Below are 24,583 nucleotides of genomic sequence, written 5' to 3' on the forward strand. Positions count from 1 at the left end.
CCGAAGTCAGCCGTTGAAACCGGTGATGGCGAGGCTCCTGGCAATGCCGTCCAGTGGGTGCGCCACGTCCTGGAAGGAAGTTTCCGACGGCGGGAACGGCAGCGTTTCGGGCCTGCTGAGGTCCCAGGCCATGCTGGCGCTAAGGCTGATTCCCCGCGGACCGGTCCTGCGGGTGGTGCCCCGGATCAGCAGCATCCGGGTTCCGAACAGGAGCGGACCGGCGCTTTCCTGGGCTTCATGGAAGAACACTGAATCGATGCAGCCGGTACCGTCGTCGATGCTGATGAACACCACCCGCCGGCCCCCACGCATGGGTGGCGTCTGGGTGGCTACCCGGACGCCGGCCACCAGCACTTCGGTTCCGTTCCGCAGTCCCAGCAGCTTGTCGGCCGTGGTGACGCCCAGTTTTTCCAGGATTGGGCGGTGGCTGTCCATCAGGTGGGTGCTGACATCCACAGCCATCAGGTCAAGTTCAGCCCGGACGGTTTCCACCAGGGTCGGTTGGGGCAGCCCGGGTTTAACGTTGCGCAACTCAATATCGCCTAGCGGGAAGGACAGCTGCCCTTCCACTACGTCGGTGCCCTTCCGGCTTCCTGAGACCTGGAGTTGCTGCAGGTGCTGGACGAGGTCGGCCCGGTTGGCAGTTCCTCCTGCCTCCCGGTGGAGGGAGTCGAACGCGCCAAGCTGGGCAAGCCGCTTGATGCTGGGCTTACTGATCCTGGAACGCGACCGAAGGTCCGCGAGCGAGTCAAAAGGCTGCCCGGCGACGATCCTTTTCAGTTCAGTACCCGAAAGCCCGTAAATGCCTTTCAGGCTGAGACGTATCCCCAGCTTTCCGGAATCGGCTCCGGTCAGGATCCGCTCTACCCGGTATTCGTCCTTGCTCCGGTTGATGTCCAGCGGAAGGATGGGGATGCCCAGGCGCCGTGCTTCAGCTACCAGCAACCGTTTGGGGTACATGCCGGGATCGTGTTCCCACAGCCCAGCCAGGAAGGCCTCCGGGTGGTGCGTTTTGAGCCAGGCGGACTGGTATGTGGGAACGGCAAAGGCTGCGCCGTGGGCCTTGCAGAACCCGAAACTTCCAAAGGCCTTCAGGGTTCCCCAAACTTTGTCCACCACCTCGTGGGCATACCCTTTGGCGCGGGCTGCCTTGCGGAAGAACTCCTCCACAGCGGGTTCGCGGTTTTCATTGCCCAGGGCACGCCGGAACTCGTCGGCACGGGCAAGCCCGCAGTGGGTCATGACATCGAAGGTCTTGAGGATCTGTTCATGGAACACCGTGACCCCGTGGGTTTCGGCAAGGACTGGCTTGAGGTCCGGGTGGGGATATACCTCGGGGGCGAAGCCGTGCCGGTGCTCCAGGAAAGGCCGGACCATGTCTGATTTCATGGGCCCCGGCCGGAACAGGGAGATGTCGATGATGAGGTCGTTGAATTCCCGGGGTGCCATTTTGCCGATCAGTTCCCGCTGCCCGGGAGACTCGATCTGGAAACATCCGAGTGTATGGGTACTCCTAATGAGTTCGAACGTGGCTTCGTCGTCCAGCGGAACAGCATTGAGATCGATGTGCCCGTTATCCGCGATGTAGTCAGGGCCGGCCCCTTCCGGACCGGGAGCATGGTGCCCTGCTGCTACAACGTCGCTCTTGGAGGGATGGATCCGGATGATTTCACGGACGGCAAACGCCATGGCGCTCTGCATCCTGACGCCCAGGACATCAAGCTTCAGCATTCCCATGGGATCCATGTCATGTTTGTCGAACTGGCTCATGGGCAGCCCCAACCCGCTGGGCTGGACCGGGGTGCGGTCCAGCAGGGTGGCGTCACCCAGGATCACTCCGCAGGGGTGCATGGAGATATGGCGGGGCAGCCGATCAAGGCGTTCAGTCAGGTCCACCAGGAGATCCAGTTGCTGGTTGCCGTCTGTGTCCCGTTGTTCCACCCGTCCGGCGAATTCGCGCAGTTCTGGTTTTTCCTGGAGCGCTTCACGGAATTTCCCTGCGGAAAAGCGCCACAGCTGCTTGGCAATCTCCCCCACCTCGTCGCCGTCCATTCCCAGGGCGAGGCCGGCATCGCGGACTGCTCCCCTGGCCCGGTATCCGTTTTGCATGCTCATCAGGGTGACCCGCTCAGCCCCGAACCGTTCGAAGATTTTGCGGTATACATTGTGGCGCTCGGCGCTTTCGACGTCGATATCGATATCCGGCAGGGTGGCCCTGTCCTGGGACAGGAAACGCTCAAATATCAGATCATGCTGCAGCGGATTTACCTGGCTGACGTCAATCAGGTAGTTGACCAGGCTGGATGCACCTGAGCCTCTTGCTGCGGCACGAACTCCCATGTCCTGGATCATCCTGGAGACTTCAGCCACGGTCAGGAAGTAGGAGGAGAAGTTGAGGTTGCGGATGATCCCCAGCTCATGCTCGAGCCTGGTGAGCATGGTTTGCTCAGCGGTACCGGTAATACCCGGGAAGCGCCTGGCGATTCCGGCATGGCACCGTTGGACCAGTTCCAGGGCGGGGTCCTGGTTGATCCCGATGATGGACGCTTCCGGAACGACCGGCTGCTTCCACCCCATGTCACTGGCAGGATCGATGCGGCAGGCATCGGCGAGCGCCTCGGTCTGTGCAAGGAGCTGCGTAAGGTCTGCGGCGCCGTAGCCTGCAGCGGAAATGACTTCCTGGGCAAGCCGGCGCATGTGGTTTGAGGTTTTCAGCCATCCCTGGCCGGTGGGCTGCAGGAGGGGTTCGCCGGCCAGTTCGGGAAGGGATTTGAGCGTGCGTGCGGAGTCGAGGACGTCGGCAGTGGGCGCTCCGTCCGCTCCGCAATACCTGACGGCATTGGTGAGGACCGCAGGAACACGGTGTTCTTCGGCGAGTCGAAGCATCCTTACCGCGTGGGCGGTGCTCAGGGGTGACCCGGGGGCGCTGAGCTGGGAAACAATCTCTGCCACCACTGTCCCAGCGGGCATGGCATCGAGCCATTGCTTGAACAGGGTGCGTGGACGCAGGTATCGCCTTCCTCCCATGGCACGCCCCACGTCGGAGTCTGGCCCGATGAGGACCACCAGGACTGGTTTGAGCGTTTGGGGGTCGAGGGTCCTTGAGGCCAGTTCTGCCCGGGTCACTGCCACGGGGATGGCACCCCCGGCCTTGCCGGACGTCCGGGAGTGGGCATCTGAGATCAGCCGGCAGAGCGCCCTGTAGCCGGCACCGTTGTTGTGCCCCTTGGCGAGCACCACAACCCGTCCGGCGACCTCGGTGCGGCGATCGCCGTCGTCGTCCAGCACCGCAAGGTCCACCCCAACGATGGGGTCGATCCCCGCGGCCATGCAGGCCTTGAGGTGCTTAATGGTGCCGTATAGCCCGTCGCGGTCTGTGCAGGCCAGCGCGGAGGCGCCGTCGTCAGCGGCGGCCTGGGCCAGTTCCTCCGGCCAGGAGACTCCATAGTGCGCGCTGAAGGCGGTGGAGACATGCAGGTGCGTGAAACTCATGCTGTTCTGGGTCGAAGGGCGTCGTGGATGCGCAGCAGCCGCCACCTGCCACTGCGGATGTGGCGGGTGAGGTCAAGCGTGAGTGGTTCCATGGGCTGGCTTTCCCTGCCGGGCAGATGTCCTGGCGAAGCCTGGGGCAGGACCTGGATCCGCCAGATTTCGTGATCCACCATCCCGGGGCCGCTCCCCAGGGGAACCCGGCTTTCCTCAGCCCACCATTGGCGGCGTTCGTACCATCGGAGGGGTTCGGCGCAGATGTCATAGGTACACCCTGCCCATACAAGGCTCTGGGGAAGACCGTCGGAGGTGCAGGCGACATCAACTGATTCGCTGAACATGCCCATGGCGCCTCCGGGACTGGCTGGTACTGCAAACTGGGGAAAATATTCGAATATGTGTTCGAATATCTCCAGTCTACGCCCGGCCCCACCCAATGCATAGAATCGTGGTTCAGGGGGTGGACTGACAGTTCTGCAGGGAGCAGGATGGGTGCATGAGCACCTCTGACGCACTCCTCAAACAAGTCAGCATCAAGGCACAGGACTCCACGCTGGTGGCCACGTTCGATATAGACGGCAACATCCCCGGTTCCGGCGCCTACGTGGTGGGTCTTGTGGCGGCGAGTCCGGACTACTCATCCCAGCGCCGGCTGGGCATTGAATTCATGAACGGGGAGGCCATAGCCTTCTTTTCGTTTAACCACGAACAGAACTGTGAGGAGAACTATGACCTGGGCGGCGTCAGCCATTCAGGCAGCACCATCACAGGCAACTTCCCCATGGCAGCAATCAATGGCCTCGGCAAGGGCCATGTGATGACAGGCTTCAGCGAGGCTGACGGGCGGGACTTCCAGTCCGGCGTGAAGGTGGACGAAAACCTCTAGGGTTCCCCGCAGCGTTGCAGCTGCAGGGTAAGGAGGGGTGGCCCGGGCGGGTCAGCCGTTGTCTTCGTGGTGGACCCGGAGCTCCAGTTCGATGAATCCGGAGATCATTGCCCGGTACGTCGCTTCCACGATGTCCGGGTCGATGTCCTTCTTCTCAGCTGCCGAGCGGACATGCTGGATGATTTTCTCCACGCGGTCCGGTGCGCGGACTTCGGCGTCGTCACCCTTGAGGGTGCCGGCGATCCTGATCAGGCGTTCGCGGCGCGCAATAAGGGTGACGATCTGGTCGTCCACCTCATCCACGGCAATTCGGACTGCGGCGAGCTGTTCCTTGTCGGCCAGTGCATCCCGGTCGTTTCCTTGAATTGTTGCCATCTTCTGACAGTATCGAAGCATGCAACCCAGAGTCGACTTCATCTCGCTAGGTGTCCGCAGTGTTCCGGCCTCCCGGGCCTTTTATGTCGACGGTCTCGGGTGGCCCGTGCACCGGGAGGTCCCCGGCGAAGTCGTTTTCATCCAGGCCAACCACGGGCTGGTGCTTTCCCTGTGGGATGCGGGCCAGATGCACGCCGAGGCCGGGGTGGACGCTCCCGGACCGGTCCCCTGCATCACCCTGAGCCATAACGTGCACGCCGCCGATGAGGTGGACCGGGTCCTGGAGGAGGCGAAGGCCGCCGGGGCTGCAGTTACCGGCGAACCGGTCACCCAGCCGTGGGGCGGCTACACGGGGTACTTCTCCGATCCGGACGGTTTCCGCTGGGAAGTTGCGTACAACCCCACCTGGGCAGTGGACGACGACGGGACGGTCACCGTCTGAGTTCCGGTTCCGGCGGTCCGGGCTGCTAGAAGAGGGCCTCCACGGGCCGGATGAGCTCCGGACCGTTGTTGCGGACGTTGCCCACCTCTTTGCCCACGGACTCCACGTGCCAGTCGGCGGCCACATCCTTGACCCCGGACCGCACCATGTCCACCAGGGCGGCGGCGTCATCAGCCTGCGGATCAAGCCAGGCCTGCATGGTGTCCCTGTCCATGGGCAGCGGTACCCGGTCATGGAGTGCGGTCAGTTTCCCGAACACGGTTGATTCGGAGCCCGGCGGCGGGGTGTCTGCCGTCAGGATGGACGTGGAAAGCAGCCACTGGCCGGGCTCGCCCGCCGGCACCGACGGATCGCGCCACCATTCATAGAGGCCTGCGAAGGCCAGCCCCCTTTCTGCGCCGGGGTGCACGTAGTACGGCTGCTTGGACTTCCCGGGGCCCTGCTTCCACTCGTAGTAGCCATCGGCGGGGACGGCGCAGCGCCGTGACTTGATCGCCTTCCGGAAGGCAGGCTTCTCCAGCACTGATTCGCTGCGGGCGTTGATCATTTTGGACCCGATGCCCGGGTCTTTGGCCCAGGAAGGAACCAGGCCCCAGCGGGCGACGTGCAGCTGGCGGACCTGCCGGGCGTCCGGGCCGTTCTCAACCAACCGCTCCAGGACAATGGGGACGGCATCGGTGGGAGCTACATTCCACGACGGCGGAATGCTCACCTCGTCCTCCAGTTCGGCGTCGAATTCTGCCAGGAGGTCCCCCACGGCGCGTGCCATTACGTAGCGTCCACACATGGCTCCAGCATGCCATCGGCGCCACATACTGTCATCCGGGCAGCGCCCCGGCGGCCGGACGCCGGGGAATACCGGCGGGCACGCTACCGTTGACCCGAACGAAACCTTCACCCAACCCAGAGGAGAACCCTGTGGATTTCACTCCCGAAACCGGCACCATCACCATGTTTTCCACCACCTGGTGCGGCTACTGCAACCGGCTGAAGAAGCAGCTCGACGCGCAGGGCATCGGTTACACCGAAATCAACATCGAGGAAGTGGAGGGTACCGCCGAGCTCGTGGAGCAGATCAACGGCGGCAACCGCACCGTACCCACCGTCCTGTTCCCGGACGGCACGGCGGCCACCAACCCGTCCGCTGCAGAGGTCAGGAACCGCCTGGCGGCCTAGTCCAGGACAATGCGGGCGGCCGGGCCATTACTTGCCCGGTGCCGCGCCCGGACACTGGTGATCCAGCAGACGCGGGTCATGCCCCCAGGCTGCCGAACGGCGCCGAAGCCAAGGTGGCATGGCCCGCGTACGTTTCGAGCAGGGCTTCGGTGACTGCTTCCACCGTCAGCCCGGGGACGAGGTCGTCCGCGGCGCCGGCCGTGGCTGGGTCCCAGTCGAGGCCGAGCGCGGCGTAGCTGTCGGTCAGGACCTTCCGGATCGGTGCGGAGTCCTCCACCACGATGACCGAACTGAACAGCCAGCCGCCGGCCACCACCCGCTGCGCAGTGCCTACGAGTTTGATGCGGGACCCGTCAGCCGCGGCCGTGCCGTGCACGCTGAATTCGCCGGGGCAGTATTCCCCCGGGATTTCCCCTACTGCGGCCTGCACACCCACCCTGCGCAGGGCGTCGGCGAAGAGCTCCCCGAAATAGCCGAACCGCCTTTTGGAACCGGCGATGGCATCGTCGTCAGGCTCAATGTGGTCCACCACCAGGGTGCCTTGGTGATAAGCGGCCGCTCGGCCGCCCGCACGGCGGACCAGGGGTTCGAAGCCGTTGTCGCGGCACGCCTGGGCGGCGGCGTCAAACCCGGGCAGCCGGGTGTCACGCTGGCCGAAGGCCACTGTGGGCGCGGGGCGGTACAGCCGAAGGGTGGGGCCCATGCTTCCGTTGCGCACCCTGGCGAGCAGCTCAAGGCCGAACTCAAGGTCCCGGGCGGCACCGAGCGAGACGTCCTGCCGGACCACGGTCAGGGTTCCGGAGTCAGGGTGGTGGGCCATGGCACTGGGCTCCCTTGGTCGTCATGATGCTGTTCCTTGACCCTGCCGCGGCGGTGCCGGACGGGCCCAACCTAGGGTACGCCGTCGTGCGCCCTGCCCGGTGCCCGACCCACCGGCCGGGCGCCCGGCTACCGCCCCCTCCGCCCCACCCAGGCGCCGTGGAGCAGCGGAACCGCTGACGCTGCCATCAGGACGGTGCCGAGTACGGAATCGTCGGCCCGGACCACGGCCCCGGCGATGAGCAACGCGGCGAAGACCACTGCCGACGCCGTCCGGCGGGCCGTGCGGTCCAGCCTGGCCACCTGCCGCTCCAGCCGGGGGTTGGCGACAGACACGTTGCCTTCACCGATCCGGGTGATCAGGTCATCCACCCTCTGCGGCAGCCGCAGCGCAAGTCCCGCAGCCCCGGCCAGCTGCCGGGCGGCGTCCTGAACGATGTTCCCGCCCTCCTCCCGCAGCAGCCGGGCAGCGTAGGGCTCTACCGAGTCCCACAGGTTGAAGCGCTCATCCAGCGAACTGCACACCCCCGAGGTGAGGGACATCGCCCGGATGATCAGCAGGAAGTTCTCGGGAAGCTGGAACGGCAGGGACCGGACCACTTCGCCGAACTCCTCCGCGAAGTCGCGGAACTCGCGCGGATCCACCTCGCGGAGCTCGGCGAAGCCCATCCCGCCAAACCGGGCGAACAGGTGCGTCATGGCCCGTTCCAGCTCCACGGTGTCCGCCGATGGCACCAGCACTCCGACGTCGCGGATGGCGGCAACCAGTCCCTTGCCGTCGCGGGCCGCGGCGGCGATCAGGAGCTTGCGCAGGCCGCTGCGGGTGGAGGGGGTTACCTCGCCCATCATGCCGAAGTCGATGAAGGTCAGTTTCCAGCGATGGCTGCCCGAACCGGGCCGGGTGGGCGTGACGAAAATGTTGCCCGGGTGCGGGTCGGCGTGGAAGAAGCCGTTGGTGAACAGCTGGTCAAACATGACCGAGGCGAACACCGGCGCCACCTCTGCGGGGTCGATGCCTGCCGAACGGAGCGCGTCCGTGTCCGTGATCTTGATGGCTGTGACATCCTCCAGGGTGAGCACGCGGCGGGTGCACCGCTCCCAGGCGGGCCGTGGCACGTGGACCCGGGCATCGCCGGCGAAATCCGCTGCGAACCGCTCGGCACTGGCGGCCTCGTGGAGGTAGTCGATCTCCTCCAGGCTGGTCTGCGCGAACTCCTCCACCAGGGACGGCATGTCGGCGCGGTCGGCCACGATCCGGAAATGGCTGAGCCAGCCGCCCACCTTCCGCAGCGCCGCGAGGTCGACGGCGACGATCGCCTCTATGCCCGGACGCTGCACCTTGACCACCACGTCCTTGACCCCGGCCACCTCCGCGTCGGCGGGCAGCAGCCGCGCCCGGTGCGCCTGGCCGAGGGAGGCTGCGGCCAGGGGCTCCTCCTCGAACATGGCAAACACCTCGTCAAGGGGAAAACCCAGCTCGGAGGAGGCAAGGGCCCGGATGGCCGGGAACGCGACCGGTGGCACCTCATCCTGCAGGCCTTGGAGTTCCTCGGTGATTTCCGGCGGGAGCACATCGAGCCGGGACGACAGGAACTGGCCCACCTTGATCATGAGGCCGCCGAGCTCCACGGCCAGTGCGTGGAAACGGCGGGCGAACCGCTGCATCCTGGCCGGACGGGTCCGCTCGGCGACGCGGGCCAGCCCTATCCGGGGCAGCAGCAGCTCGTACCACCACACTGATGCCAGGTGCCGTGCGGCAAAACGCAGGATTCGGCGGTAGCGGGAACGGACGTGGCCCAGGAATGCAGCCGGGCCCACCTGCGGGCGAGGGCCGGAAGCCACCCCCGTCAGTCCTGGGCGAGGATCGAGTACAGCCGTCGGCGTGCCTCGTCCAGCACTGCCACGGCCTGCTTCACCTGCTCCGGGGTGCCGGTCCGCCCCACCTGCGCGGCGGCCTGGGCCAGCTCGACGCCTGCCTTGGGAAGGGCAGCGAATCCGGTGGTGGATTGCGGGCCCGCCCCGGCCCAGGGATTTGATGCGGCGCTGCCGGCAGCCTCGTCCCGGCCGGCTTCGGTCAGGGAGTAGATCTTCCGGCCGTTGGATTCCTCGGCCCGGATCACACCCTCATCAGCGAGCAACTGCAGGGTGGGGTAGACAGAACCGGCGCTGGGCTTCCAGCTGCCGCCGCTGCGCTCCTCGATCTCGCGGATGATCTGGTAGCCATGCATGGGGCGCTCCGCCAGCAGGGCAAGGACCGCCGCCCGCACCTCGCCTTTGCCGGCCCTGGTGCCTTCCGGCTTTTCGAAGCGGGAACGGAAGTCCTCGATGGCCTGCCAGAGGCCATCGATGTTGTTGCTGCCGAATCCATATCCCGGGTTTGAGCCACGCATAAGGGTCTCCTCTGGAGATCGTGAACGATATACAACGACACAGTTAACGATACGTCTGGAAGGGCGTGGCAGCCATGGGTCCGGCGCCTAGGTTTGGCGCAGGGTGAGGATCTGTTCAGCCCTGCCGAACGGGCCCTGCAGGTCGTGCAGGACCGTTGATGTCAGGCCGATGCCGTCGCGGCCGAACGATACGGCGTTGTCCAGGCCCAGCCACTCCCCCTCGGGCCGGCGGTACATGTGGATCTGCAGGTCCAGGTTGGGGAAGGCGTAGCTGTCCGGTCCCGGCGGAACCCGTGCGGCAATGCCGTTGGCGGTGTCCACCAGCCCCATGAGGCGGGCAAGGTCTCCGCTGTCTTCACGGTCGGTCAGCGGATGCGCCGTGCGAAGCCAGACCTTCCCCGCGCCGGGACGGTGTCCTTCCGCCACCCGCATCTCCAGGGACCGGATGTAGCCGCCGGGCCAGATGGCGGACCCGTCGTAGGGCTTGCAGTCTTCCGGGCCGGGGATGGCGGTGTCTTCAATGGCGGCAACCGCTGAGGTGTCGCTGGTGACCATCCGCCAGGCGGTGGCCCGGATGGCAGTCCTGCCCTGGGCCACAAGTTCAGCCTGGAGCAGCTCGATGGTCCTGCCGGGCCGCAGCACAGTGGCCTCGATGTGGAATTCCCCGCCGGGAATCAGGCCCAGGATCTCGTAGCTCAGCCGCGCCATCCGCATCCCGGGCCGCGGTTGGAGCCGCTCCAGGGCATCCGCCAGCAGGCCGGAGGCCGGTGCCATGTGCTGCTCGTGCGTGTTCCAGGCGCCCTGGGCGTGGATGGTGGAGCGGAAATGTCCGCCGCCAAGGGCCTGGTAGTAGGCGCTGCCTTCGGCCAGTTCGGGGAGTTCGTCAGTCAACAGTGGCCTTTCAGGAAATCCCAGTGAATTGCCACTAACTCTATCCGGACGCCGCAGAATGGTGGCCAGCGGGTCGCGGCGAAATGTTTGAGCGCAGGGTCCGGCCGCGGACTAGACTCAGGAACTGGTCCTGTCAGCAACCCTCGGAAGAGGTGTTTCATGCGCGTCATCAGCTACAACCTCCGCAAGCACGCAGCGAGCGGCGAACTGCTTGCCCTCGCCCGGAATCATGACATCGATGCGCTGTGCCTGCAGGAAGTTGATGCGGCGGACCTGCCGGAAACCCTGGGCCCGCTCCATCTGGCGGACGCCACCAAGGGGAACCGGCTGGGCCTGGCGATCTATTACCGGACCAGCCGCTTCACGGCCCTGGATACCCAGTCCTTTGCGCTGCAGAAATCGATGCATGACCGGGTATTGGCGCCGGCTCATGAGCGGCTGATCGGAACCCGTGTGATGGACAACGAAACGCAGCACGAACTGGTCATCGGGTCCTTCCACGCCGCCCCGCTCACAGCGTCGAATTCATTGCGGCGCAAGCAGATCCACGCCGCCCACGCCGAATTGCTGAGCATGGGCAAGGGCCTGATGACGCTGATGGTGGGCGACTTCAACTACCCGTTCTTCACCAAGAACCTGCATCTGCACATGAAGAATTCCGGCTACGCCCTGTCCCTCAGCAACCGGCGCACCTACACCCGCTACAAGGTCTTCAAGGGCCACTTCGATTTCGCCACGTCCCTGGGACTGGACATCACCAGCGTCGAAACGCTGCCCCGGGGCAAGTCGGACCATCTGCCCATCCTGGTCCACGCCGAATACGGCAAGGACTACTAGGCCAGCCGTTCCCGGAGGCCGGGCCACGCGGCGCCGAATCCGGGATGCAGCTCCTTGTCCGCCACCTCGGGCAGCGGCACCCACAGCAGTTCGATGCTTTCGGGGTCGCTGATCACGGGCTCGAAAGGCTCGCGGACCTTGACCACCACCGTGGTGTAGGACCAGTAGCCCAGGTCCAGGACCGACGTGAACAGCACGTCCACGTGCCCGGCGGGGACGGCAGCCTCCTCGTGGGCTTCGCGGAGCGCCCCGGACACCGCGTCCTCCCCTTCGTGCAGGGCGCCGCCCGGCAACCCCCAGGTTCCCCCGTTGTGGCTCCAGACGGCGCGGTGCTGCAGCAGTACACCCCTGGCCGGGTCCCAGGCCAGGACGCCGGCGGCGCCGAACCGGCCCCAGAAGCGGCCGCGGTCCCCTTCCACCCAGGCATCGCCCGGGTTGCGGGGGCCGGTGCGGACAGGCGGAATCGACGATGCGGCGACGGAAGCGTGGTCCATCGTCCCAGTCTGACAGGTCCGCTGCGCCGGAGGGCGGCCGGCGGAGGGTCAGTTGGCGTGTCCGTGGTCGACGGCGAAATCACCGCCGGGGTACATGACGGTTTCGTGGCCGTCGTCGAAGCGGACCACATACGGCGGCGCGCCGCCTTCGCCCCGGACTTCCAGGATCACGCCGTGACGGTCCGTTGCACCCACAGTCCTTCCGTGCACAATGATGCGGTCGCCCTGTGCAGCCTCCATGGCACTCACCTCCAAGCCCCCAGATTACGACTCCGGGGCGGGCCCGGACAGGTCCCCGTGGCAGGATTTCCCCATGCCGCTGAACATCCTCCTGATCGCCGATACCCACGTCCCCAAGCGCGCCCGGGAACTGCCCGCCCAGGTGTGGTCCGCCGTCGAACGTGCTGACGTGGTCTTCCACGCCGGAGACTGGGTGGACGCCTCGCTGCTTGATGAATTGGAGCAGCGCGCGAGGCAACTGGTGGGTGTCTATGGCAACAACGACGGCGCGGATCTCCGCGCCCGGCTGCCCGAAACGGCAGCCGTCACCCTGGACGGCGTCCGTTTTGCGATGGTGCACGAGACCGGCCAGGCGAAGGGCCGTGAACTGCACTGCGAGGCGCTCTATCCGGACGCGGATGTCCTGGTTTTCGGTCACAGCCACATCCCGTGGGACACCACGTCGCCGCGGGGCCTGCGGCTGCTGAACCCGGGATCCCCCACGGACCGCCGGCGGCAGCCCGCGTGCACGTACATGACGGCCGTGGTTAGCGGCGGCCGGCTCGCCGGGGTGCACCTGGTGGAGGTACAGCGGCGGTAGCCCGGCTTGGCAGCCGGCCCCCGGGTGCCTAGGCTGGAAACGTAAGCATGCTTAGCTTCGAGAATCCAGCCGTACCAGCAGGAGGAAACCATGACAGACCAGTACACATTCCGCGATCCGGTCACCGCCTACGAGCACATCTCCCCTCCCAAGCAGCACCAGCCTGAACCCGGCCTGGACGCCGAACTGGCTCCCAAGGCCGACCTCGGCGAGGAGACCTACCGCGGCACGGGGCGACTCGAAGGCCGCAAGGCGATCGTTACCGGCGCCGATTCCGGCATCGGGGCGGCAACAGCCATCGCCTTCGCCCGGGAGGGTGCCGACGTAGTTTTGTCCTACCTGCCGCAGGAGGAAGAGGACGCGGCCAGGATCGCGGGGATCATCGAGGCGGCCGGGCGCAAGGCCATCAAAGTGCCGGGCGACCTCAAGGATCCTGCAGTCTGCCGCGAAGTGGTGGAAACCGCCGTGGCCGTCCTGGGCAGTGTGGACATTCTGGTGAACAACGCCGGCAAGCAGGTGGCCCAGGAGGACCTGGCGGACATCACCGACGAACAGTTCGACCACACGGTAAAAACCAACGTCTACGCCATGTTCTGGCTGACCAAAGCGGCCCTGGCGCACATGCCGGCCGGTTCGACCATTATCAATACCACGTCCATCCAGGCGTACAACCCCTCGCCCACGCTGGTGGACTACGCCACCACCAAGGCCAGCATCAACAACTTCACCAAGGGCCTGGCCCAGCAGCTGGCGCCCAAGGGCATCAGGGTCAACGCCGTGGCGCCGGGTCCCATCTGGACGCCGCTGCAGGTAAGCAGCGGACAGCCCAAGGAAGAACTGCCGGAGTTCGGCCAGTCCACTCCCCTGGGCCGTGCCGGGCAGCCGGCCGAACTGGCGCCGGCGTACGTGTTCCTTGCGTCACCGGAATCCAGCTACGTGGTGGGCGAGACCCTGAACGTCAACGGCGGCAGCCCCACGCCGTAGCGGCTATTCCGCGTCCTGGTCGGCAAGCAGCGAGTCGGTGGACCCGTCCGGCTGGCCGTCGAAGAACTGGGCGAGGACCGTCTTGAATACCGTTTCGCCGGGCGCGGCGCGGAGGAACAGGGTCATGGACGACTGCAGCTTGCGGGCGTCGATGCCACCCAGGATGTCCTCTGCGGAGCGCCCGGCGTGGTGGGTCAGTGCCTGCGCGGACTCAAGCAGGCGCGGGCCCAGCACGTCATGTTCCAGGTAGGCCCGCGCTTCCGCCAGGGAGGCAATGGCGTATTTGCGGGATGTTGCGCTCTGCCCCAGGCCTGCGATCTGGGGGAAGATGAACCACATCCAGTGGCCTGTCTTGTTCCCGAGCTGGAGCTCGGCCAGCGCCTGGTCATACGTTCCGCCGTTTTGGGCCGCAACGAAACGCTCGAGATTAAAGGGATCGTCCATAGTCATTCTCCTTTGTGGTGGGACAGTGTTGCTGCTGCCGCCCGCAGGTGGGCGTCCGGGTCGGCACCCCATCGGGCCAGCACGGTTTCAGCGCGTTGCCGGTTGCGGTGCTCCAGCCTCTCCAGGAGCGGCCGCAGAACGTCGGTGACGAGCGGATCGGCAAGTTCGGGTGCATGCGCGGAGCGGAGGAATCCCTCAACGCGGGTCAGATCCGAGTGCCGCAGCAGGGCCACCCGCGACTGGAGCAGCACCACCGCGGCCTGGCGGCGTTCGAAGACCGGCCGGGCGCCCGGTTTCGGCTGGCCCCACAGTTCCGAGGCAAGCCGGACCACGGCATCGTGGTCCAGCTCCTTGAACTTGCGGAGGGCGTCGCGGATGGTCCCGCGCACGGCGCCCACTGAGGAACCGTAGGAGCCGAGGGTGCCGCCAAACCTGCTGCCGACGTCGTCCGCGCGGTACCAGGCGCCCTCGTTCTGCAGCGTGCGGTCGATGAAACCGGCCGCCTCGGCGACGGCGTCCGGACCGGTGCTCACGAGCGCCCTGCGGCTGCGTGGTCGATGCAGTACGGCGTCCACGGCCGGGCCTCAAGCCTGCCTTCGGCGATGGGCCGGCCGCATACGGCGCAGCTGCCATACGTTCCGGCGGCGATCCGGGCCAGGGCCGCTTCCACCTGGTCCAGGCCGGCCGAGCTCTGGTTCAGCAGCGCCGAGGCCTGGGACAGCTCGAAGGCGATGGTGGCACCCTCGGGATCGTGTTCGTCATCCACGTTGGCTCCCTGGCGGGCGGAGTTGGCGGCGGCGATGTCCGCCCGCAACGCCGGCAGCAGGGCCAGTTTCAGCTGCCGCTCCTCTTCGAGCAGCAGCCGGAAGCGTTCGTAGTCAGCCATGGGAAAAGCCTAGTCCTGCGTCAGTACCAGTTGTTCGCCATCGAGTGGCTCCAGGCTCCGCAGGGCGAGCCGTACCTGTCGCGGATGTATCCCAGACCCCACTCAACCTGGGTCCGGTAGCTGGTCAGCCAGTCACTGCCGGCGCTCGCGTACTTCCCGGGCGGCAGGGCCTGGGGGATCCCGTAGGCGCCCGAGTAGGGGTTGGTGGCCGTGGTCTGCCAGTTCGACTCCTTGGTCCACAGCTGCGCCAGGCACAGGAACTGATCCTGGCCCCAGCCGTAGGCGCCCAGGCGTCCGGCGGCGTAGCTCTTCGCTCCGGCAGGATCGTTGACGGCACCACCGGGAACGGAGGGTACGACGACGGGCGGCGGCACCGGCTGGGCCGGCGGCGGGGGCGCCGGGGCCGGGTTCGCCGGAGCGGGCTTCACCGGATCCGGGTTCGCCGGCGCGGGACCGGCAACTCCCGGCGGCGCCGCGGCCGCGGGCGGTGGTACCTCCACGCGGGCGTCTGCTGCGGTTTTCGCTGCCCGGTCCGAGTCCCGTTGGGCCTGTTCCCGGGCGGCGGCCCGCTTGGCTGCCTGCGAGGCTTCATAAGCGGCGAGGGCGGCCTGGCCCTGCCGGAACTCCCCCTCAACGGCCGCGGTTATTCCCTTGAGTGAGGCCAGCTGTGCAGTGAGTTCACCGCCGTGCTGCTGCTCTTCACTGATGTGGCGGGCTACGGCGTCCTGCGCCGATCTGGCCCCGGCAAGCCTGGTCCCGGCCTCCTTGGCCAGGTTTTCCCGTTCGGAGCGTGCAGCTTTCTCCTGTTCACCCAGGGACGATGCCACCTTCGCGGCGGACGCCGCGCGGTCCACCAGGCCGGCCGTCTTCGCGCCCACCAGCTCCACCATGTTGAGTCCGTGGACGCTGCCGGACTCAAGGGCGTCCAGGGCCATGAAGAATCCGGCCGTGGTTGAACCCATCTTGTACGACTGCACGGCAAGGGCGCCGATCTCCCTGCGGTGCTGCTGCAGTTCCCCGTTGGCTGCTGCGGACTGCGCCGCCAGGGCTTCGACCCGGCTGTTGGCTGCGGTGAGTGCCGCTTCGGCAGTGGCGTACTCCGCTGCAGCCGTCACGGCCGCGCCGCCAAGCGTTTCTGCATCCGCCTGCAAACCGGCGAGGAGGCTGCCGATCCGGGTGATCCCGGCCGCTGTTCCCGCTTCAGACTCCCTGGCCTGCCGGACGTCTTCCCAGGAGGGGTATCCCTCCGGCGGGAGGTCCGCGGCCGACGCCGGAACCAGGGCCGCGCCCAGCAGGGTAAACACCAGAAGTCCGCCGAGCACCGCGGACTTCAGTTTGGTAACGAACTGGGACATAGTCCCGTAGCCTACGGGCTCAACCACAGGTTGAGGGTTTACAGCTGTGGATTGTTATCCAGCAGAGACGGAAGCCGCGCCACAGCCCTAGACTGTGCCCATGGCCGGCGCCAGCACACCACGCACCACAGCAATCCGCCGCGGCCCCGCCTCCGCACGGACAGCAAGACCGGAAACCGGCGACCGCGTGCTGCCATTCCTGACCGCGGCAGTACTGGCGGTATCAGCCTGCAGCCCGCAGCCGCCCACCCCTGCAGCGTCCCCCGCTGCCGCCGCCCCCGGACCGGTCACCATCGAGGTAAACCAGTCCCGCGACCAGTACGGGCAGCACGCCATCCTGCTCCAGCTCACCAACACCACGGACGTTCTCCTCACAGTGGACCTGGCGCGCGTCACTTCCCCGCTGTTCAACGGGGACATCGCGTGGACCCCACAAGCTGGCAGCCTGGAGCTTCCGCCGCACCAGCCCAAAAGCGTGCCCGCACAGCTTCCACCCCCCGCCTGCGCCGACCTGGCAACGGCATCGCCGCAGGCCAGCGCCACGGTTTCCTTCGCTGCAGCCGGACAGCAGCCGGCAGCCCTTAGCCTTCCGGCGCCGGATCCCTTCGGCGTGCTGCCGCGCAACAACAGCGAGCTTTGCCTGGCCGCCGACGCCGCGAAGGTGGCCGGACTGGCCCTGGACCCGCACCTTGAGGTGGCGGCGGACGGCCGCACCGCCGTCGTCCTCCTTCGCATCAGCCCCCAGCCGACGGCCCCCGGAGGGACTCCGCCCCTCACGCTGCACAGCGTGGGCGGCACTCCCCTGCTGGCGGAGGCCGGGCCCGAGTCCGGGGCTGAGCCGTGGCCGCGGAACGTGACGGTCCGGACGGGGGAAACCGGCACTGCCCTGGCCCTGCGGGTGCGCCCCGCCCGGTGCGATCCGCACGCCGTGGCGGAAGACAAAGTGGGCACCCTGCTGCCCCTCACCGTTACGGTCGGGACCCGGGAAGGCGTCCTGAAAGTGGCCGCCGGCGGGCCGTTGCGTGCGCAACTTTATGACTTTGTTACGCAGGCCTGCCAGACCGGCTAGGCACCGGGCATCATCCGAGGTCACCGCGGCGTTCCGGGCCGCCATCCGGCCGATGGCTTCATCCGAGAGGTCCGCCTCGTATGTTATCCAAATGTGACAATCGGGTGAACGTCGGGTTATGGTCATACACGTGTCCCTCCCAAGCGGGACATTCCCCTCAGCTTGCCGAGCCCTGCCGCTGAACCGGGATTCAATCGCTTTCCAGCTGGCAGGGACGGGGGAACCAAGTTTCCGCGGCTTCACCGAAGCCTTGGGGTTAAGTCGATATCGCCTTCCGTCCCTGACGAAGTGCGTTACCGGCCGGGTATCTCCAGCCCGAACCCGACAGCTCACCCCGCAGGCATGGGAGAGGCGATCAACCGTGTCAAAAAATTTCACCACCGCCCGTCACCGCGCTACTCCGGCCGGCTCCATCGCGCTGCAGGGTTTGGCCGTGACGGCCAAGGCCCAGGCCCGGACCTTTGGACGCCCGGCACTCGCAGTAGCCGCAGCATCGGGCATTGCGTTCGGCGTCGGAGCTCCGGCACATGCAGGCGTGACCGGCCCGGACAGCACCGAAACCACTAACGTCCAGGCATACTCGGCTCCTGCCGCGCCCGTAGCCGCTGCCCCTGCAGCCGCTGCCGGCAACGTCCACACGGTTGCTTCCGGTGACACCCTCGGCGCCATTGCGTCCGCCTACGGGGTTGGCCTGAACGACGTCCTGGCAGCCAACGGCCTCGACGTTTCCTCGATCATCTACCCCGGTGACCAGATTGCCATTCCCGGCGCCGGCTACGCAGCACCGGCCGCTCCGGCCGTTGCTCCGGCAGCGGCACCGGTCCAGACCGCAAGCACTGCTCCCGCCAACACCGGCATGAACCTCGGCTACGCCTCGGCAACGCCTGCGGCCACCGGCTCGGGCACCGGCGCTGCCATCCTCGCCAACGCTTACGGCCAGGTCGGCGTCACCCAGGACTGCACCGCCATGGTGGAGAAGGCCCTGCGCGCCGTCGGCAAGTCCGTCGGAGACCTGGCTCCCGGCCAGTTCTTCCAGTACGGCACCGTGGTGGGCACCCCCGCCCCCGGTGACCTCGTCATCTCCGCCGGCCACGTCGGCGTGTACGCCGGTGACGGCCAGATGGTCAGCGGCGGCGTCAACGGCAGCCAGACCCAGGTGCACTCCGTCAGCTGGGTTGGTGCAGCCTCCTACGTACGGGTCGCATAGCCTGCTGGGCAGGTAGCTTCCAGCGCATAGAGCTGCAAAAAGGGCGGTAGCCGGGACATCCCGGCTGCCGCCCTTTTTACTGCGTAACCAAACTCAGGCTCAGGTGCCGCAGAAGGTCATGTACGTCCCGAAGTCCTCCGGGGCGCCCTCGGCGTACCGCTCCATGCCGGGGCGTTCGCTGTACGGCGCCGTCACCGCTTCCAGCAGCCCGTGCAGTGGATCCAGGTCCCCGCCGGTAGCCGCGGCCAGCGCCTCTTCGACGAGGTGGTTCCGCGGAATGTACGCGGGATTGGTGCGGTCCATCAGCCCGGCATCCGGCCCCAGCTTCTGCCAGCGTTCGGCCCAGGCATCGTACGCAGCCAGGTCCATGACCATCCCGCGGACAGGCCGGCTGTCACCCCGGGCGGCCTTGGCCAGGTTCCTGAAGAAGAGCGTGTAGTCCACCGGGCCGTCCTTGAGGATGCCGGTGACGCCGTCCACCAGGTCAGAGACCTCCTCGGCTGCCGCCGTATCCGGCTTCCCCGCAGCCAGGCCCAGCTTGGTGGCCATGCCGCCAAACCACGCCGCACTGTAATACCGCCGGAACCCGCCCAGCGCCTCCACGGCCACCGGAACCGCCGCCTTTTGGTCTTCGTCGATGAGCGGCAGCATGGCTTCGGCGAGGCGGGCCAGGTTCCATTCGGCCATGACCGGCTGGTTGGCGTACGCATACCGGCCGCCGACGTCGATGGAGCTGTACACGGCGGCCGGGTTGAACGCGTCCATAAAGGCACAGGGGCCGTAATCGATCGTTTCGCCGGAGATGGTCATGTTGTCTGTATTCATCACACCGTGGACGAACCCCACCAGCATCCACTGCGCCACGAGCGAGGCCTGCGAAGCCACCACGGCCCGGTACAGGGCGAGGTAGGGGTTCTCCTCCGCCGCGGCGTCCGGATAGTGGCGGCTGATGGCATGGTCCGCCAGCCGGCGCAGGAGCTCGGTGTTTTCCGTGGCCCGCGCATACTGGAAACTGCCCACCCGAAGGTGGCTGCCGGCCACCCGGGCCAGCACGGCGCCGGGAAGCATGTCATCCCGGCGCACCTGCCGTCCGGTAGCCACGACGGCGAGGGAGCGGGTGGTGGGGATGCCGAGGGCGTGCATGGCCTCGCTGACCACGTATTCGCGGAGCATGGGCCCGACGACGGCACGGCCGTCACCGGCGCGGGCAAATGGCGTGCGGCCGGAGCCTTTCAGGTGGAGGTCCTTCACCCGTCCGCGGGCATCCTCCAGCTCACCCAGCAGCAGCGCGCGGCCGTCACCGAGGAGGGGCGAGTAGCCGCCGAACTGGTGCCCGGCGTAGGCCTGGGCCACAGGCGTGGCACCTTCCGGGACGTGGTTGCCCAGCAGGAACCGCGCTCCCTCTTCCGAGCCCAGGTACGCCGGGTCGAGCCCCAGTTCCGCGGCGAGCGGTCCGTTGAGTACCAGGAGTTTGGGGTCCGGGGCTTCCTCCGCCTCCCAGGGCACCGCCAGCTCGTTGAGTTCGCGGGCGAAGCGGCCACCCAGGGCGACAGTCGATTCTGCAGCAGCGGTCATGGTTTTAACCCTATCCCCGCGGCGGCCGTTGCAGGCCCCCCGCGGCGGTTCGGAAGGCGGATGCGCTGGAGGTCGTCGGCGGCGATCACAGTGGCACCCTTGGCGCGGGCGGACGCCTGCCGGGCCAGGAAGGTGACGTCGTTGCCGTACCGGGACGAGAAGTGCGTGAGCACCAGCGTCCGCGCGCTCCCCTGTCCCGCCAAATCGCCAGCCTGCCCGGCGGTGAGGTGGCGGTATTCCTCCGCCAGCCCGCCGTCGTCGTCGCTGAAGGTGGACTCGGCGACCAGGAGGTCGGCGCCGTCGGCAAGGTCTTCGGCACCGTCGCACGGTGCGGTGTCCATGACGAACGCGAAACGCTGCCCGGGGCGCGGAACGCTGACATCGGCGAGTCCGACGCCGGCAAGGGTACCTTCGCGCAGGAGGCGGCCGACGTCCGGCCCGGCGATGCCCGCTGCCGCGAGGCGGTGGGGCAGGAACGTAAAGCCCTCGGGCTCGGTGAGGCGGTACCCGTAGGTCTCTATCCGGTGCTTGAGCGGCCGGATGTGGAGGCCTTCCGCCACCTCACCGGCGGCGCCATGGGGATGGAGCCACAGGTCCAGGCCGGGCGTGCTGACAGAGACCAGCGCCCGCACCACAGCATCCCCGGAGGCCGGGTAGTGCAGGTGGACCGGGTGGTTGACGCCGTCCAGCACCATTCTGGACAGGACGCCGGGGAGCCCGAAGCAGTGGTCGCCGTGGACGTGGGTGAGGCAGATCCTGGTGACCTGCGTTGCCGAAACTCCGGCGTGGATCATCTGGCGCTGTGTCCCTTCGCCGGGATCGAAGAGCAGCCCCTCCCCGTCCCAGCGGAGCAGGTACCCGTTGTGGTTCCGGGTACGGGTGGGTACCTGCGATGCTGTGCCCAGGACCACCAGTTCACGCACGGCCGCTGCCGTGACGTGCGGCCACCAGGCCTTTCGCGTAGGCTGCCTGGCCCACGTGCTGCAGGCAGTCGGCGAGGGTACTGACAAGCCGGACTCCGAGGGTCACCGGAGGGTCCCAGTTGGTGTCCACGGTCCGGTCAAGGTCTTGGTCTGCCAGTTCACCGAGGACTTGCATGGTCTGCCGGTGGACCGCGCCGTAGCAGTCCCCCAGCAGGCTTGCCGTGGCGCGGACAGAGTCCACCTGCCCGCTGGTGTGCCCGTAGCCGGTGTCCCGGTCCGTCAGCGGGAGGCCGAAGCGGGCAGCGAAACCCGCGTGCGTCCATACCTGCTCCAGGCCTGCAGCGGAGGCAACCTGTGCGTCCTCCACCCGGGCCAGGTGCCAGAGAAGCCAGGCGATGGGGTTGCCGGTGCCGGCCGGGCGATGGTGCAGGGCTTCTTCATCGAGGCCCTTGAGCGTCTCCGCCACGGCATCGCTGATGCGCACGAAGGCATCCTGCAGGAGTTCATTGCTTTTCATGTCCCCGCCTTTCAGCACCAGCGCCGGTGGCCGTGGCTAACGCTCAAGATCGTTGGGGTCGAATTCGCTGCCTTCCCCCGGGACAGCTTCGTCCTGGAGCAGCGGGTCTTCCTGCCAGCGGTCCGGATTGTTTTCGGCCGCACCGGGATAGCTGTCCGGTTCGCCGTGTACGGGGTCAAGCTCCTGTGACGCTGCGCTTCCCGGTGTTTCATCGAGCAGCACGTCATTTTCGTCAACGATTTCCAGGCCATCCTCCGGGAGGTTCTGTTCACTCATAGTCACGCCTTTCCTTGGGGCTGCACCCGGTCTGATGCAGCGCAGAACGGTACCGCCAGACAATAGTAAGCATACTGAGCACCCCTTCGGGTGGGAACTGTCCTCCGATAGCCGTGACTTTCGGCCCTACAGATGGCAGGACTCCGGCGGCCACTCTTGTAGGCAAGGAGACGTGCTGTCGCCGCGCCAGGCTGGGGGCGGCCACCGCCTCCTGCGTCCGCCCACAACTCCACACGAAAGACCAGGAAGCCGGCCATGACATCACGTAAACCGATTGCCGTTGCCACCAACGACTCGGCGCAGAGCCAGGCGGCGGTGCTGTGGGCCGCGCACCGGGCCGAAAAGTCCGGGGCACCTTTGGCCGTCCTCCACGTCGTGGACGACCGCTGGGTGGCCGAGCCCTACCCCTGGTTCGGCGTACTGGAGGAGGCAGGCGACCAACTGCTGAAAATTGCGGCAGGGCGCGTCCGGGGAGCAACACCGGCCACGGTCACCACACGGCTCCTGACCGGGAGCGTGGGCGGGTCGCTGGCGAAGTACTCGGGCAAGGCGTCGATGCTGGTGATCGGTTCCGGCTCCGGACACCTGGGGGGAACCCTGGCAGACCGGGCCCTGCAGGTCGCGGCCTCCGCCAAGGTGCCGGTGGCCGTCGTCGGGACGCAGGACCTTGCCGGACGGTCCGGCGTGGTGGTGGGGGTCGACGGCTCCCGGGAGGCTACGCAGGCAGTCGCTTTTGCGGCTGCGGAGGCCGACCGGGAGGGCGATGAGCTCACCGTTGTCTATGCAGTCAGGATGCCCGACCCCGTGACGGATGCGGGGCTGGCCCCGGCCAGCCTGGCCGAGATGGTCTCCGAAGAAGAACGCGTGGTCCTCTCTGAGACGGTGGCGGGCCTCGAGGAGGACTACCCGGACCTGTTGGTGCACCGGGTGCTGGACACCGAACGGGACCCCGTTGACGCGCTGGTCCACGCGGCAGGCGGAGCAAGGATGCTGGTGGTGGGAAGCCGCGGCCGCGGCGGCATCAAGCGGCTGCTGCTCGGTTCCACTGCCCACGGGGTGCTCAAGCACCTTCCCTGCCCCACTGTCATCACCCGGATCCAGGCCGGCAAGAACAAGGCCTGACCGGGAACGGGACCCGGCCAGGCAGGGGGCCGGATTCCGCCATCCACATTGTCCGCACCATCAGTTCCGGGGGCGACACCATGAGAAAAACCGCAGCAATCATCATGCTCATCCTGGGGATCCTCCTTTCGCTGGTGGGCCTCACAGCGCTCGCCGGTGGCGCCGTAGCCATGGCGGTGGGGTCCGCGCAGGGTGACGGCTTCCTTACCTCCGGTACGGCCCGGCTGTCAGTCGCATCCCACGCGCTGACCTCGCCCCGGCTCGATGCCATCGGCGAGGGCGCTCCGCCCCGCCTTCCCTTTGATCTGGGGACCCTGCGGCTGCGGGCTGCCCCGGTGGACCCGGCCAAGGACATCTTCATCGGAATCGCGTCCCAGTCCGACGTCGAGAAGTACCTGTCCGGCGTCTACCATTCGGAACTGCTCGACGTCGAGATGCAGCCGTTCCGGGCCGAGTACCGTGACATACCGGGAACTGCCGTCCCTGCCGCACCCGCCCAGCAGACGTTCTGGGCTGCGTCCGCAACCGGCCCCGGCGAACAGGAGCTCACGTGGGACCTTGCGGCCGGCAACTGGTCGATTGTCCTGATGAATGCCGATGCGAGCCAGGGCGTGGCTGCAACGCTGCAGGCCGGGGCCCGGTCTGAACTGATCCGGCCGGCCGCCACGGGCCTGCTGGTGGGCGGCGCCATTGCCTTGGTGATCGGTGTTCCGCTGCTGGTTTTTGGGGCCATGGGCCTGGGCCGCCATACCGGCCCGCCGGCCCGGGGGCAGGGTGCGCCGGGTGCGCCGGGACTTCCGGTGCAGGTTCAGCAGCCCACGCAGAACATGGCAGAACTGGCGGACCGGGCACCCTACCCGGCGCGGCTTTTCGGTGAGCTGGACCCCGGTCTGTCCAGGGGCCTGTGGCTGGTCAAGTGGTTCCTGGCGATTCCGCACTTCGTTGTGCTGGTCTTCCTGTGGTTTGCCTTCGCAGTGACCACCATCGTGGCCGGGTTCGCGATCCTCTTCACCGGCCGCTACCCGAGGGCACTCTTCAACTTCAACGTCGGGGTGATGCGCTGGAACTGGAGGGTAGCGTTCTACGCCTATGCCGCCGCCGGCACGGACCTCTATCCGCCTTTCACCCTGGCGCACACCGACTATCCGGCGGACTTCGACGTGGACTATCCGGAGCGGCTGTCCCGGGGACTGGTGCTGGTCAAGTGGTGGCTGCTGGCCATCCCACACCTGCTGATCGTGGCTGCCCTCGCCGGCACGGCCTGGACGTGGCGGGCGGAAACCACGGATCTGGGAACCACGTATGAGCGCACCACCGGGATTTCGCTGCTGGGGATCCTGGTACTGGTGGCCTTGGTGGCGCTCCTCTTCACCGGCCGCTACCTGCGCCCGCTGTTCGACCTGATCCTGGGCATCAACCGCTGGATTTACCGCGTCATGGCCTACACGGCGCTGATGCGGGACGAATATCCTCCCTTCCGGCTCGACCAGGGGCCCGGGGAAGCGCCGCCGCCGGCGGGCCAACCCGCCCGGCAGGAAGTACCCGTGCCCGGGACAGGCACAACGCCCCAGCCCTAGCCGCCGGCCCGGGCAGGGCAACACACGGA

The 24,583-nt window shown here is 67.2% G+C and carries 28 protein-coding genes and 1 riboswitch; of the genes, 10 read left to right on the forward strand and 18 right to left on the reverse strand.

Translation table 11 applies throughout. The features are described 5' to 3' along the window. Positions 1-6: 6 nt before the first annotated feature. Together BLT71_RS12000 and BLT71_RS12005 are read right to left on the reverse strand one after the other, a co-directional pair. Positions 7-3,492, reverse strand: a complete 3,486-nt coding sequence (locus BLT71_RS12000; RefSeq protein WP_091720522.1) for a DNA polymerase III subunit alpha — start codon at positions 3,490-3,492, stop codon at positions 7-9. Then, positions 3,489-3,836 (reverse strand): DUF6504 family protein, encoded by a 348-nt coding sequence (locus tag BLT71_RS12005; protein ID WP_091720524.1) that lies wholly within the window; start codon positions 3,834-3,836, stop codon positions 3,489-3,491. Before BLT71_RS12005 ends, BLT71_RS12000 begins: the two co-directional genes overlap by 4 nt. A gap of 149 nt (positions 3,837-3,985) precedes the next feature. Between BLT71_RS12005 and BLT71_RS12010 the strand changes: the two genes are divergently transcribed. Next, on the forward strand, positions 3,986-4,375 hold the full coding sequence (locus tag BLT71_RS12010; RefSeq protein ID WP_015937238.1) for a hypothetical protein: 390 nt from the start codon (positions 3,986-3,988) through the stop codon (positions 4,373-4,375). A gap of 51 nt (positions 4,376-4,426) precedes the next feature. Here the strand turns inward: BLT71_RS12010 and BLT71_RS12015 are convergent, their stop codons facing one another. Then, complete coding sequence (locus tag BLT71_RS12015) at positions 4,427-4,750, reverse strand: chorismate mutase (protein WP_015937239.1); 324 nt, start codon at positions 4,748-4,750, stop codon at positions 4,427-4,429. A gap of 19 nt (positions 4,751-4,769) precedes the next feature. Here BLT71_RS12015 and BLT71_RS12020 point away from each other — a divergent pair, with 19 nt between their 5' ends. Next, positions 4,770-5,192, forward strand: coding sequence for a VOC family protein (locus BLT71_RS12020; protein WP_091720527.1), 423 nt, complete (start codon positions 4,770-4,772; stop codon positions 5,190-5,192). 25 nt (positions 5,193-5,217) lie between these two features. On the opposite strand, the gene BLT71_RS12025 is transcribed toward BLT71_RS12020, so the two are convergent. Beyond that, on the reverse strand, positions 5,218-5,979 hold the full coding sequence (locus BLT71_RS12025; RefSeq protein WP_091720529.1) for an SOS response-associated peptidase: 762 nt from the start codon (positions 5,977-5,979) through the stop codon (positions 5,218-5,220). A 131-nt stretch (positions 5,980-6,110) separates the two neighbouring features. Here BLT71_RS12025 and BLT71_RS12030 point away from each other — a divergent pair, with 131 nt between their 5' ends. Continuing rightward, positions 6,111-6,368 carry a mycoredoxin gene (locus tag BLT71_RS12030; protein ID WP_091720532.1) on the forward strand — a complete coding sequence of 86 codons (258 nt, stop codon included), beginning with the start codon at positions 6,111-6,113 and terminating at the stop codon, positions 6,366-6,368. 76 nt (positions 6,369-6,444) lie between these two features. Here the strand turns inward: BLT71_RS12030 and BLT71_RS12035 are convergent, their stop codons facing one another. From BLT71_RS12035 to BLT71_RS12050, 4 genes are all read right to left on the reverse strand, one after another. Beyond that, entirely contained in the window at positions 6,445-7,188 is a 744-nt protein-coding gene (locus BLT71_RS12035) for a lipoate--protein ligase family protein (RefSeq protein WP_091720551.1), read from the reverse strand. A 128-nt stretch (positions 7,189-7,316) separates the two neighbouring features. After that, positions 7,317-9,029: an ABC1 kinase family protein gene (locus BLT71_RS12040; protein WP_091720553.1), complete on the reverse strand. Its 1,713-nt coding sequence runs from the start codon at positions 9,027-9,029 to the stop codon at positions 7,317-7,319. Between the two features lie 5 nt (positions 9,030-9,034). Beyond that, positions 9,035-9,577 (reverse strand): PadR family transcriptional regulator, encoded by a 543-nt coding sequence (locus tag BLT71_RS12045; protein WP_091720556.1) that lies wholly within the window; start codon positions 9,575-9,577, stop codon positions 9,035-9,037. A gap of 87 nt (positions 9,578-9,664) precedes the next feature. Next, the gene (locus tag BLT71_RS12050; protein WP_091720559.1) at positions 9,665-10,468 is read right to left on the reverse strand and encodes a thioesterase family protein; all 804 of its coding nucleotides are present in this window, start codon (positions 10,466-10,468) and stop codon (positions 9,665-9,667) included. A gap of 159 nt (positions 10,469-10,627) precedes the next feature. Between BLT71_RS12050 and BLT71_RS12055 the strand changes: the two genes are divergently transcribed. After that, the gene (locus tag BLT71_RS12055) at positions 10,628-11,305 is read left to right on the forward strand and encodes an endonuclease/exonuclease/phosphatase family protein (protein ID WP_091720561.1); all 678 of its coding nucleotides are present in this window, start codon (positions 10,628-10,630) and stop codon (positions 11,303-11,305) included. On the opposite strand, the gene BLT71_RS12060 is transcribed toward BLT71_RS12055, so the two are convergent. Both BLT71_RS12060 and BLT71_RS12065 read right to left on the reverse strand, forming a co-directional pair. After that, positions 11,302-11,799 carry an NUDIX domain-containing protein gene (locus BLT71_RS12060; protein ID WP_091720563.1) on the reverse strand — a complete coding sequence of 166 codons (498 nt, stop codon included), beginning with the start codon at positions 11,797-11,799 and terminating at the stop codon, positions 11,302-11,304. The two genes, BLT71_RS12055 and BLT71_RS12060, sit on opposite strands and share 4 nt — an antisense overlap. A gap of 48 nt (positions 11,800-11,847) precedes the next feature. After that, positions 11,848-12,039, reverse strand: a complete 192-nt coding sequence (locus tag BLT71_RS12065) for a DUF1918 domain-containing protein (RefSeq protein WP_015937249.1) — start codon at positions 12,037-12,039, stop codon at positions 11,848-11,850. Positions 12,040-12,112: 73 nt separating this feature from the next. Here BLT71_RS12065 and BLT71_RS12070 point away from each other — a divergent pair, with 73 nt between their 5' ends. Both BLT71_RS12070 and BLT71_RS12075 read left to right on the forward strand, forming a co-directional pair. Further along, positions 12,113-12,619: a metallophosphoesterase family protein gene (locus BLT71_RS12070; RefSeq protein WP_091720565.1), complete on the forward strand. Its 507-nt coding sequence runs from the start codon at positions 12,113-12,115 to the stop codon at positions 12,617-12,619. A 90-nt stretch (positions 12,620-12,709) separates the two neighbouring features. Continuing rightward, positions 12,710-13,603 carry a glucose 1-dehydrogenase gene (locus BLT71_RS12075; protein ID WP_091720567.1) on the forward strand — a complete coding sequence of 298 codons (894 nt, stop codon included), beginning with the start codon at positions 12,710-12,712 and terminating at the stop codon, positions 13,601-13,603. A gap of 3 nt (positions 13,604-13,606) precedes the next feature. On the opposite strand, the gene BLT71_RS12080 is transcribed toward BLT71_RS12075, so the two are convergent. From BLT71_RS12080 to BLT71_RS12095, 4 genes are read right to left on the reverse strand one after another with little or no spacing between them, the layout of a single operon-like run. Continuing rightward, entirely contained in the window at positions 13,607-14,047 is a 441-nt protein-coding gene (locus BLT71_RS12080; RefSeq protein ID WP_091720569.1) for a DUF1810 domain-containing protein, read from the reverse strand. A 2-nt stretch (positions 14,048-14,049) separates the two neighbouring features. Then, positions 14,050-14,580 (reverse strand): DNA alkylation repair protein, encoded by a 531-nt coding sequence (locus BLT71_RS12085; protein WP_091720572.1) that lies wholly within the window; start codon positions 14,578-14,580, stop codon positions 14,050-14,052. Continuing rightward, a complete protein-coding gene (locus tag BLT71_RS12090; protein ID WP_091720574.1) occupies positions 14,577-14,933 on the reverse strand; it encodes a TraR/DksA family transcriptional regulator in 357 nt (118 codons plus the stop codon). Before BLT71_RS12090 ends, BLT71_RS12085 begins: the two co-directional genes overlap by 4 nt. Positions 14,934-14,953: 20 nt before the next feature. Beyond that, positions 14,954-16,288, reverse strand: coding sequence for an aggregation-promoting factor C-terminal-like domain-containing protein (locus BLT71_RS12095; RefSeq protein WP_091720577.1), 1,335 nt, complete (start codon positions 16,286-16,288; stop codon positions 14,954-14,956). A gap of 100 nt (positions 16,289-16,388) precedes the next feature. On the opposite strand from BLT71_RS12095, the gene BLT71_RS12100 reads away from it, so the two are divergent. Both BLT71_RS12100 and BLT71_RS12105 read left to right on the forward strand, forming a co-directional pair. Next, on the forward strand, positions 16,389-17,357 hold the full coding sequence (locus tag BLT71_RS12100; RefSeq protein WP_091720580.1) for a hypothetical protein: 969 nt from the start codon (positions 16,389-16,391) through the stop codon (positions 17,355-17,357). A 185-nt stretch (positions 17,358-17,542) separates the two neighbouring features. Further along, positions 17,543-17,715: riboswitch (cyclic di-AMP (ydaO/yuaA leader) on the forward strand. Between the two features lie 3 nt (positions 17,716-17,718). Continuing rightward, complete coding sequence (locus BLT71_RS12105; protein WP_091720583.1) at positions 17,719-18,564, forward strand: C40 family peptidase; 846 nt, start codon at positions 17,719-17,721, stop codon at positions 18,562-18,564. A 99-nt stretch (positions 18,565-18,663) separates the two neighbouring features. Here the strand turns inward: BLT71_RS12105 and BLT71_RS12110 are convergent, their stop codons facing one another. The 4 genes from BLT71_RS12110 to BLT71_RS12125 are packed head-to-tail and all read right to left on the reverse strand — an operon-like array spanning position 18,664 to position 21,855. Further along, entirely contained in the window at positions 18,664-20,139 is a 1,476-nt protein-coding gene (locus BLT71_RS12110) for a protein adenylyltransferase SelO (RefSeq protein WP_091720586.1), read from the reverse strand. Further along, positions 20,136-21,062 (reverse strand): ribonuclease Z, encoded by a 927-nt coding sequence (locus BLT71_RS12115; RefSeq protein ID WP_091720588.1) that lies wholly within the window; start codon positions 21,060-21,062, stop codon positions 20,136-20,138. The genes BLT71_RS12110 and BLT71_RS12115 overlap by 4 nt, the downstream gene beginning before the upstream one ends. After that, positions 21,055-21,579, reverse strand: a complete 525-nt coding sequence (locus BLT71_RS12120) for a mycothiol transferase (protein ID WP_091720591.1) — start codon at positions 21,577-21,579, stop codon at positions 21,055-21,057. The genes BLT71_RS12115 and BLT71_RS12120 overlap by 8 nt, the downstream gene beginning before the upstream one ends. A 36-nt stretch (positions 21,580-21,615) precedes the next feature. Next, positions 21,616-21,855 (reverse strand): hypothetical protein, encoded by a 240-nt coding sequence (locus BLT71_RS12125; protein ID WP_231994286.1) that lies wholly within the window; start codon positions 21,853-21,855, stop codon positions 21,616-21,618. A 255-nt stretch (positions 21,856-22,110) separates the two neighbouring features. On the opposite strand from BLT71_RS12125, the gene BLT71_RS12130 reads away from it, so the two are divergent. Next, complete coding sequence (locus BLT71_RS12130; RefSeq protein ID WP_091720593.1) at positions 22,111-22,977, forward strand: universal stress protein; 867 nt, start codon at positions 22,111-22,113, stop codon at positions 22,975-22,977. An 80-nt stretch (positions 22,978-23,057) separates the two neighbouring features. Continuing rightward, entirely contained in the window at positions 23,058-24,554 is a 1,497-nt protein-coding gene (locus tag BLT71_RS12135) for a DUF4389 domain-containing protein (protein WP_091720596.1), read from the forward strand. The last annotated feature ends 29 nt before the right edge of the window (positions 24,555-24,583 follow it).

This window comes from Pseudarthrobacter equi (assembly GCF_900105535.1).
GTDB classification, from domain to species: Bacteria; Actinomycetota; Actinomycetes; order Actinomycetales; family Micrococcaceae; genus Arthrobacter; species Arthrobacter equi.

Excerpts from the sequence above, each read along its gene's own strand:
- BLT71_RS12135 (WP_091720596.1), top strand. The coding sequence starts at position 23,058 with ATGAGAAAAACCGCAGCAATCATCATGCTCATCCTGGGGATCCTCCTT.
- BLT71_RS12060 (WP_091720563.1), bottom strand. The coding sequence starts at position 11,799 with ATGGACCACGCTTCCGTCGCCGCATCGTCGATTCCGCCTGTCCGCACC.
- BLT71_RS12035 (WP_091720551.1), bottom strand. The coding sequence starts at position 7,188 with ATGGCCCACCACCCTGACTCCGGAACCCTGACCGTGGTCCGGCAGGAC.
- BLT71_RS12045 (WP_091720556.1), bottom strand. The coding sequence starts at position 9,577 with ATGCGTGGCTCAAACCCGGGATATGGATTCGGCAGCAACAACATCGAT.
- BLT71_RS12110 (WP_091720586.1), bottom strand. The coding sequence starts at position 20,139 with ATGACCGCTGCTGCAGAATCGACTGTCGCCCTGGGTGGCCGCTTCGCC.
- BLT71_RS12095 (WP_091720577.1), bottom strand. The coding sequence starts at position 16,288 with ATGTCCCAGTTCGTTACCAAACTGAAGTCCGCGGTGCTCGGCGGACTT.
- BLT71_RS12130 (WP_091720593.1), top strand. The coding sequence starts at position 22,111 with ATGACATCACGTAAACCGATTGCCGTTGCCACCAACGACTCGGCGCAG.
- BLT71_RS12015 (WP_015937239.1), bottom strand. The coding sequence starts at position 4,750 with ATGGCAACAATTCAAGGAAACGACCGGGATGCACTGGCCGACAAGGAA.
- BLT71_RS12075 (WP_091720567.1), top strand. The coding sequence starts at position 12,710 with ATGACAGACCAGTACACATTCCGCGATCCGGTCACCGCCTACGAGCAC.
- BLT71_RS12120 (WP_091720591.1), bottom strand. The coding sequence starts at position 21,579 with ATGAAAAGCAATGAACTCCTGCAGGATGCCTTCGTGCGCATCAGCGAT.
- BLT71_RS12090 (WP_091720574.1), bottom strand. The coding sequence starts at position 14,933 with ATGGCTGACTACGAACGCTTCCGGCTGCTGCTCGAAGAGGAGCGGCAG.
- BLT71_RS12065 (WP_015937249.1), bottom strand. The coding sequence starts at position 12,039 with ATGGAGGCTGCACAGGGCGACCGCATCATTGTGCACGGAAGGACTGTG.
- BLT71_RS12025 (WP_091720529.1), bottom strand. The coding sequence starts at position 5,979 with ATGTGTGGACGCTACGTAATGGCACGCGCCGTGGGGGACCTCCTGGCA.
- BLT71_RS12125 (WP_231994286.1), bottom strand. The coding sequence starts at position 21,855 with ATGAGTGAACAGAACCTCCCGGAGGATGGCCTGGAAATCGTTGACGAA.
- BLT71_RS12020 (WP_091720527.1), top strand. The coding sequence starts at position 4,770 with ATGCAACCCAGAGTCGACTTCATCTCGCTAGGTGTCCGCAGTGTTCCG.
- BLT71_RS12080 (WP_091720569.1), bottom strand. The coding sequence starts at position 14,047 with ATGGACGATCCCTTTAATCTCGAGCGTTTCGTTGCGGCCCAAAACGGC.
- BLT71_RS12070 (WP_091720565.1), top strand. The coding sequence starts at position 12,113 with ATGCCGCTGAACATCCTCCTGATCGCCGATACCCACGTCCCCAAGCGC.
- BLT71_RS12005 (WP_091720524.1), bottom strand. The coding sequence starts at position 3,836 with ATGGGCATGTTCAGCGAATCAGTTGATGTCGCCTGCACCTCCGACGGT.
- BLT71_RS12055 (WP_091720561.1), top strand. The coding sequence starts at position 10,628 with ATGCGCGTCATCAGCTACAACCTCCGCAAGCACGCAGCGAGCGGCGAA.
- BLT71_RS12100 (WP_091720580.1), top strand. The coding sequence starts at position 16,389 with ATGGCCGGCGCCAGCACACCACGCACCACAGCAATCCGCCGCGGCCCC.
- BLT71_RS12000 (WP_091720522.1), bottom strand. The coding sequence starts at position 3,492 with ATGAGTTTCACGCACCTGCATGTCTCCACCGCCTTCAGCGCGCACTAT.
- BLT71_RS12010 (WP_015937238.1), top strand. The coding sequence starts at position 3,986 with ATGAGCACCTCTGACGCACTCCTCAAACAAGTCAGCATCAAGGCACAG.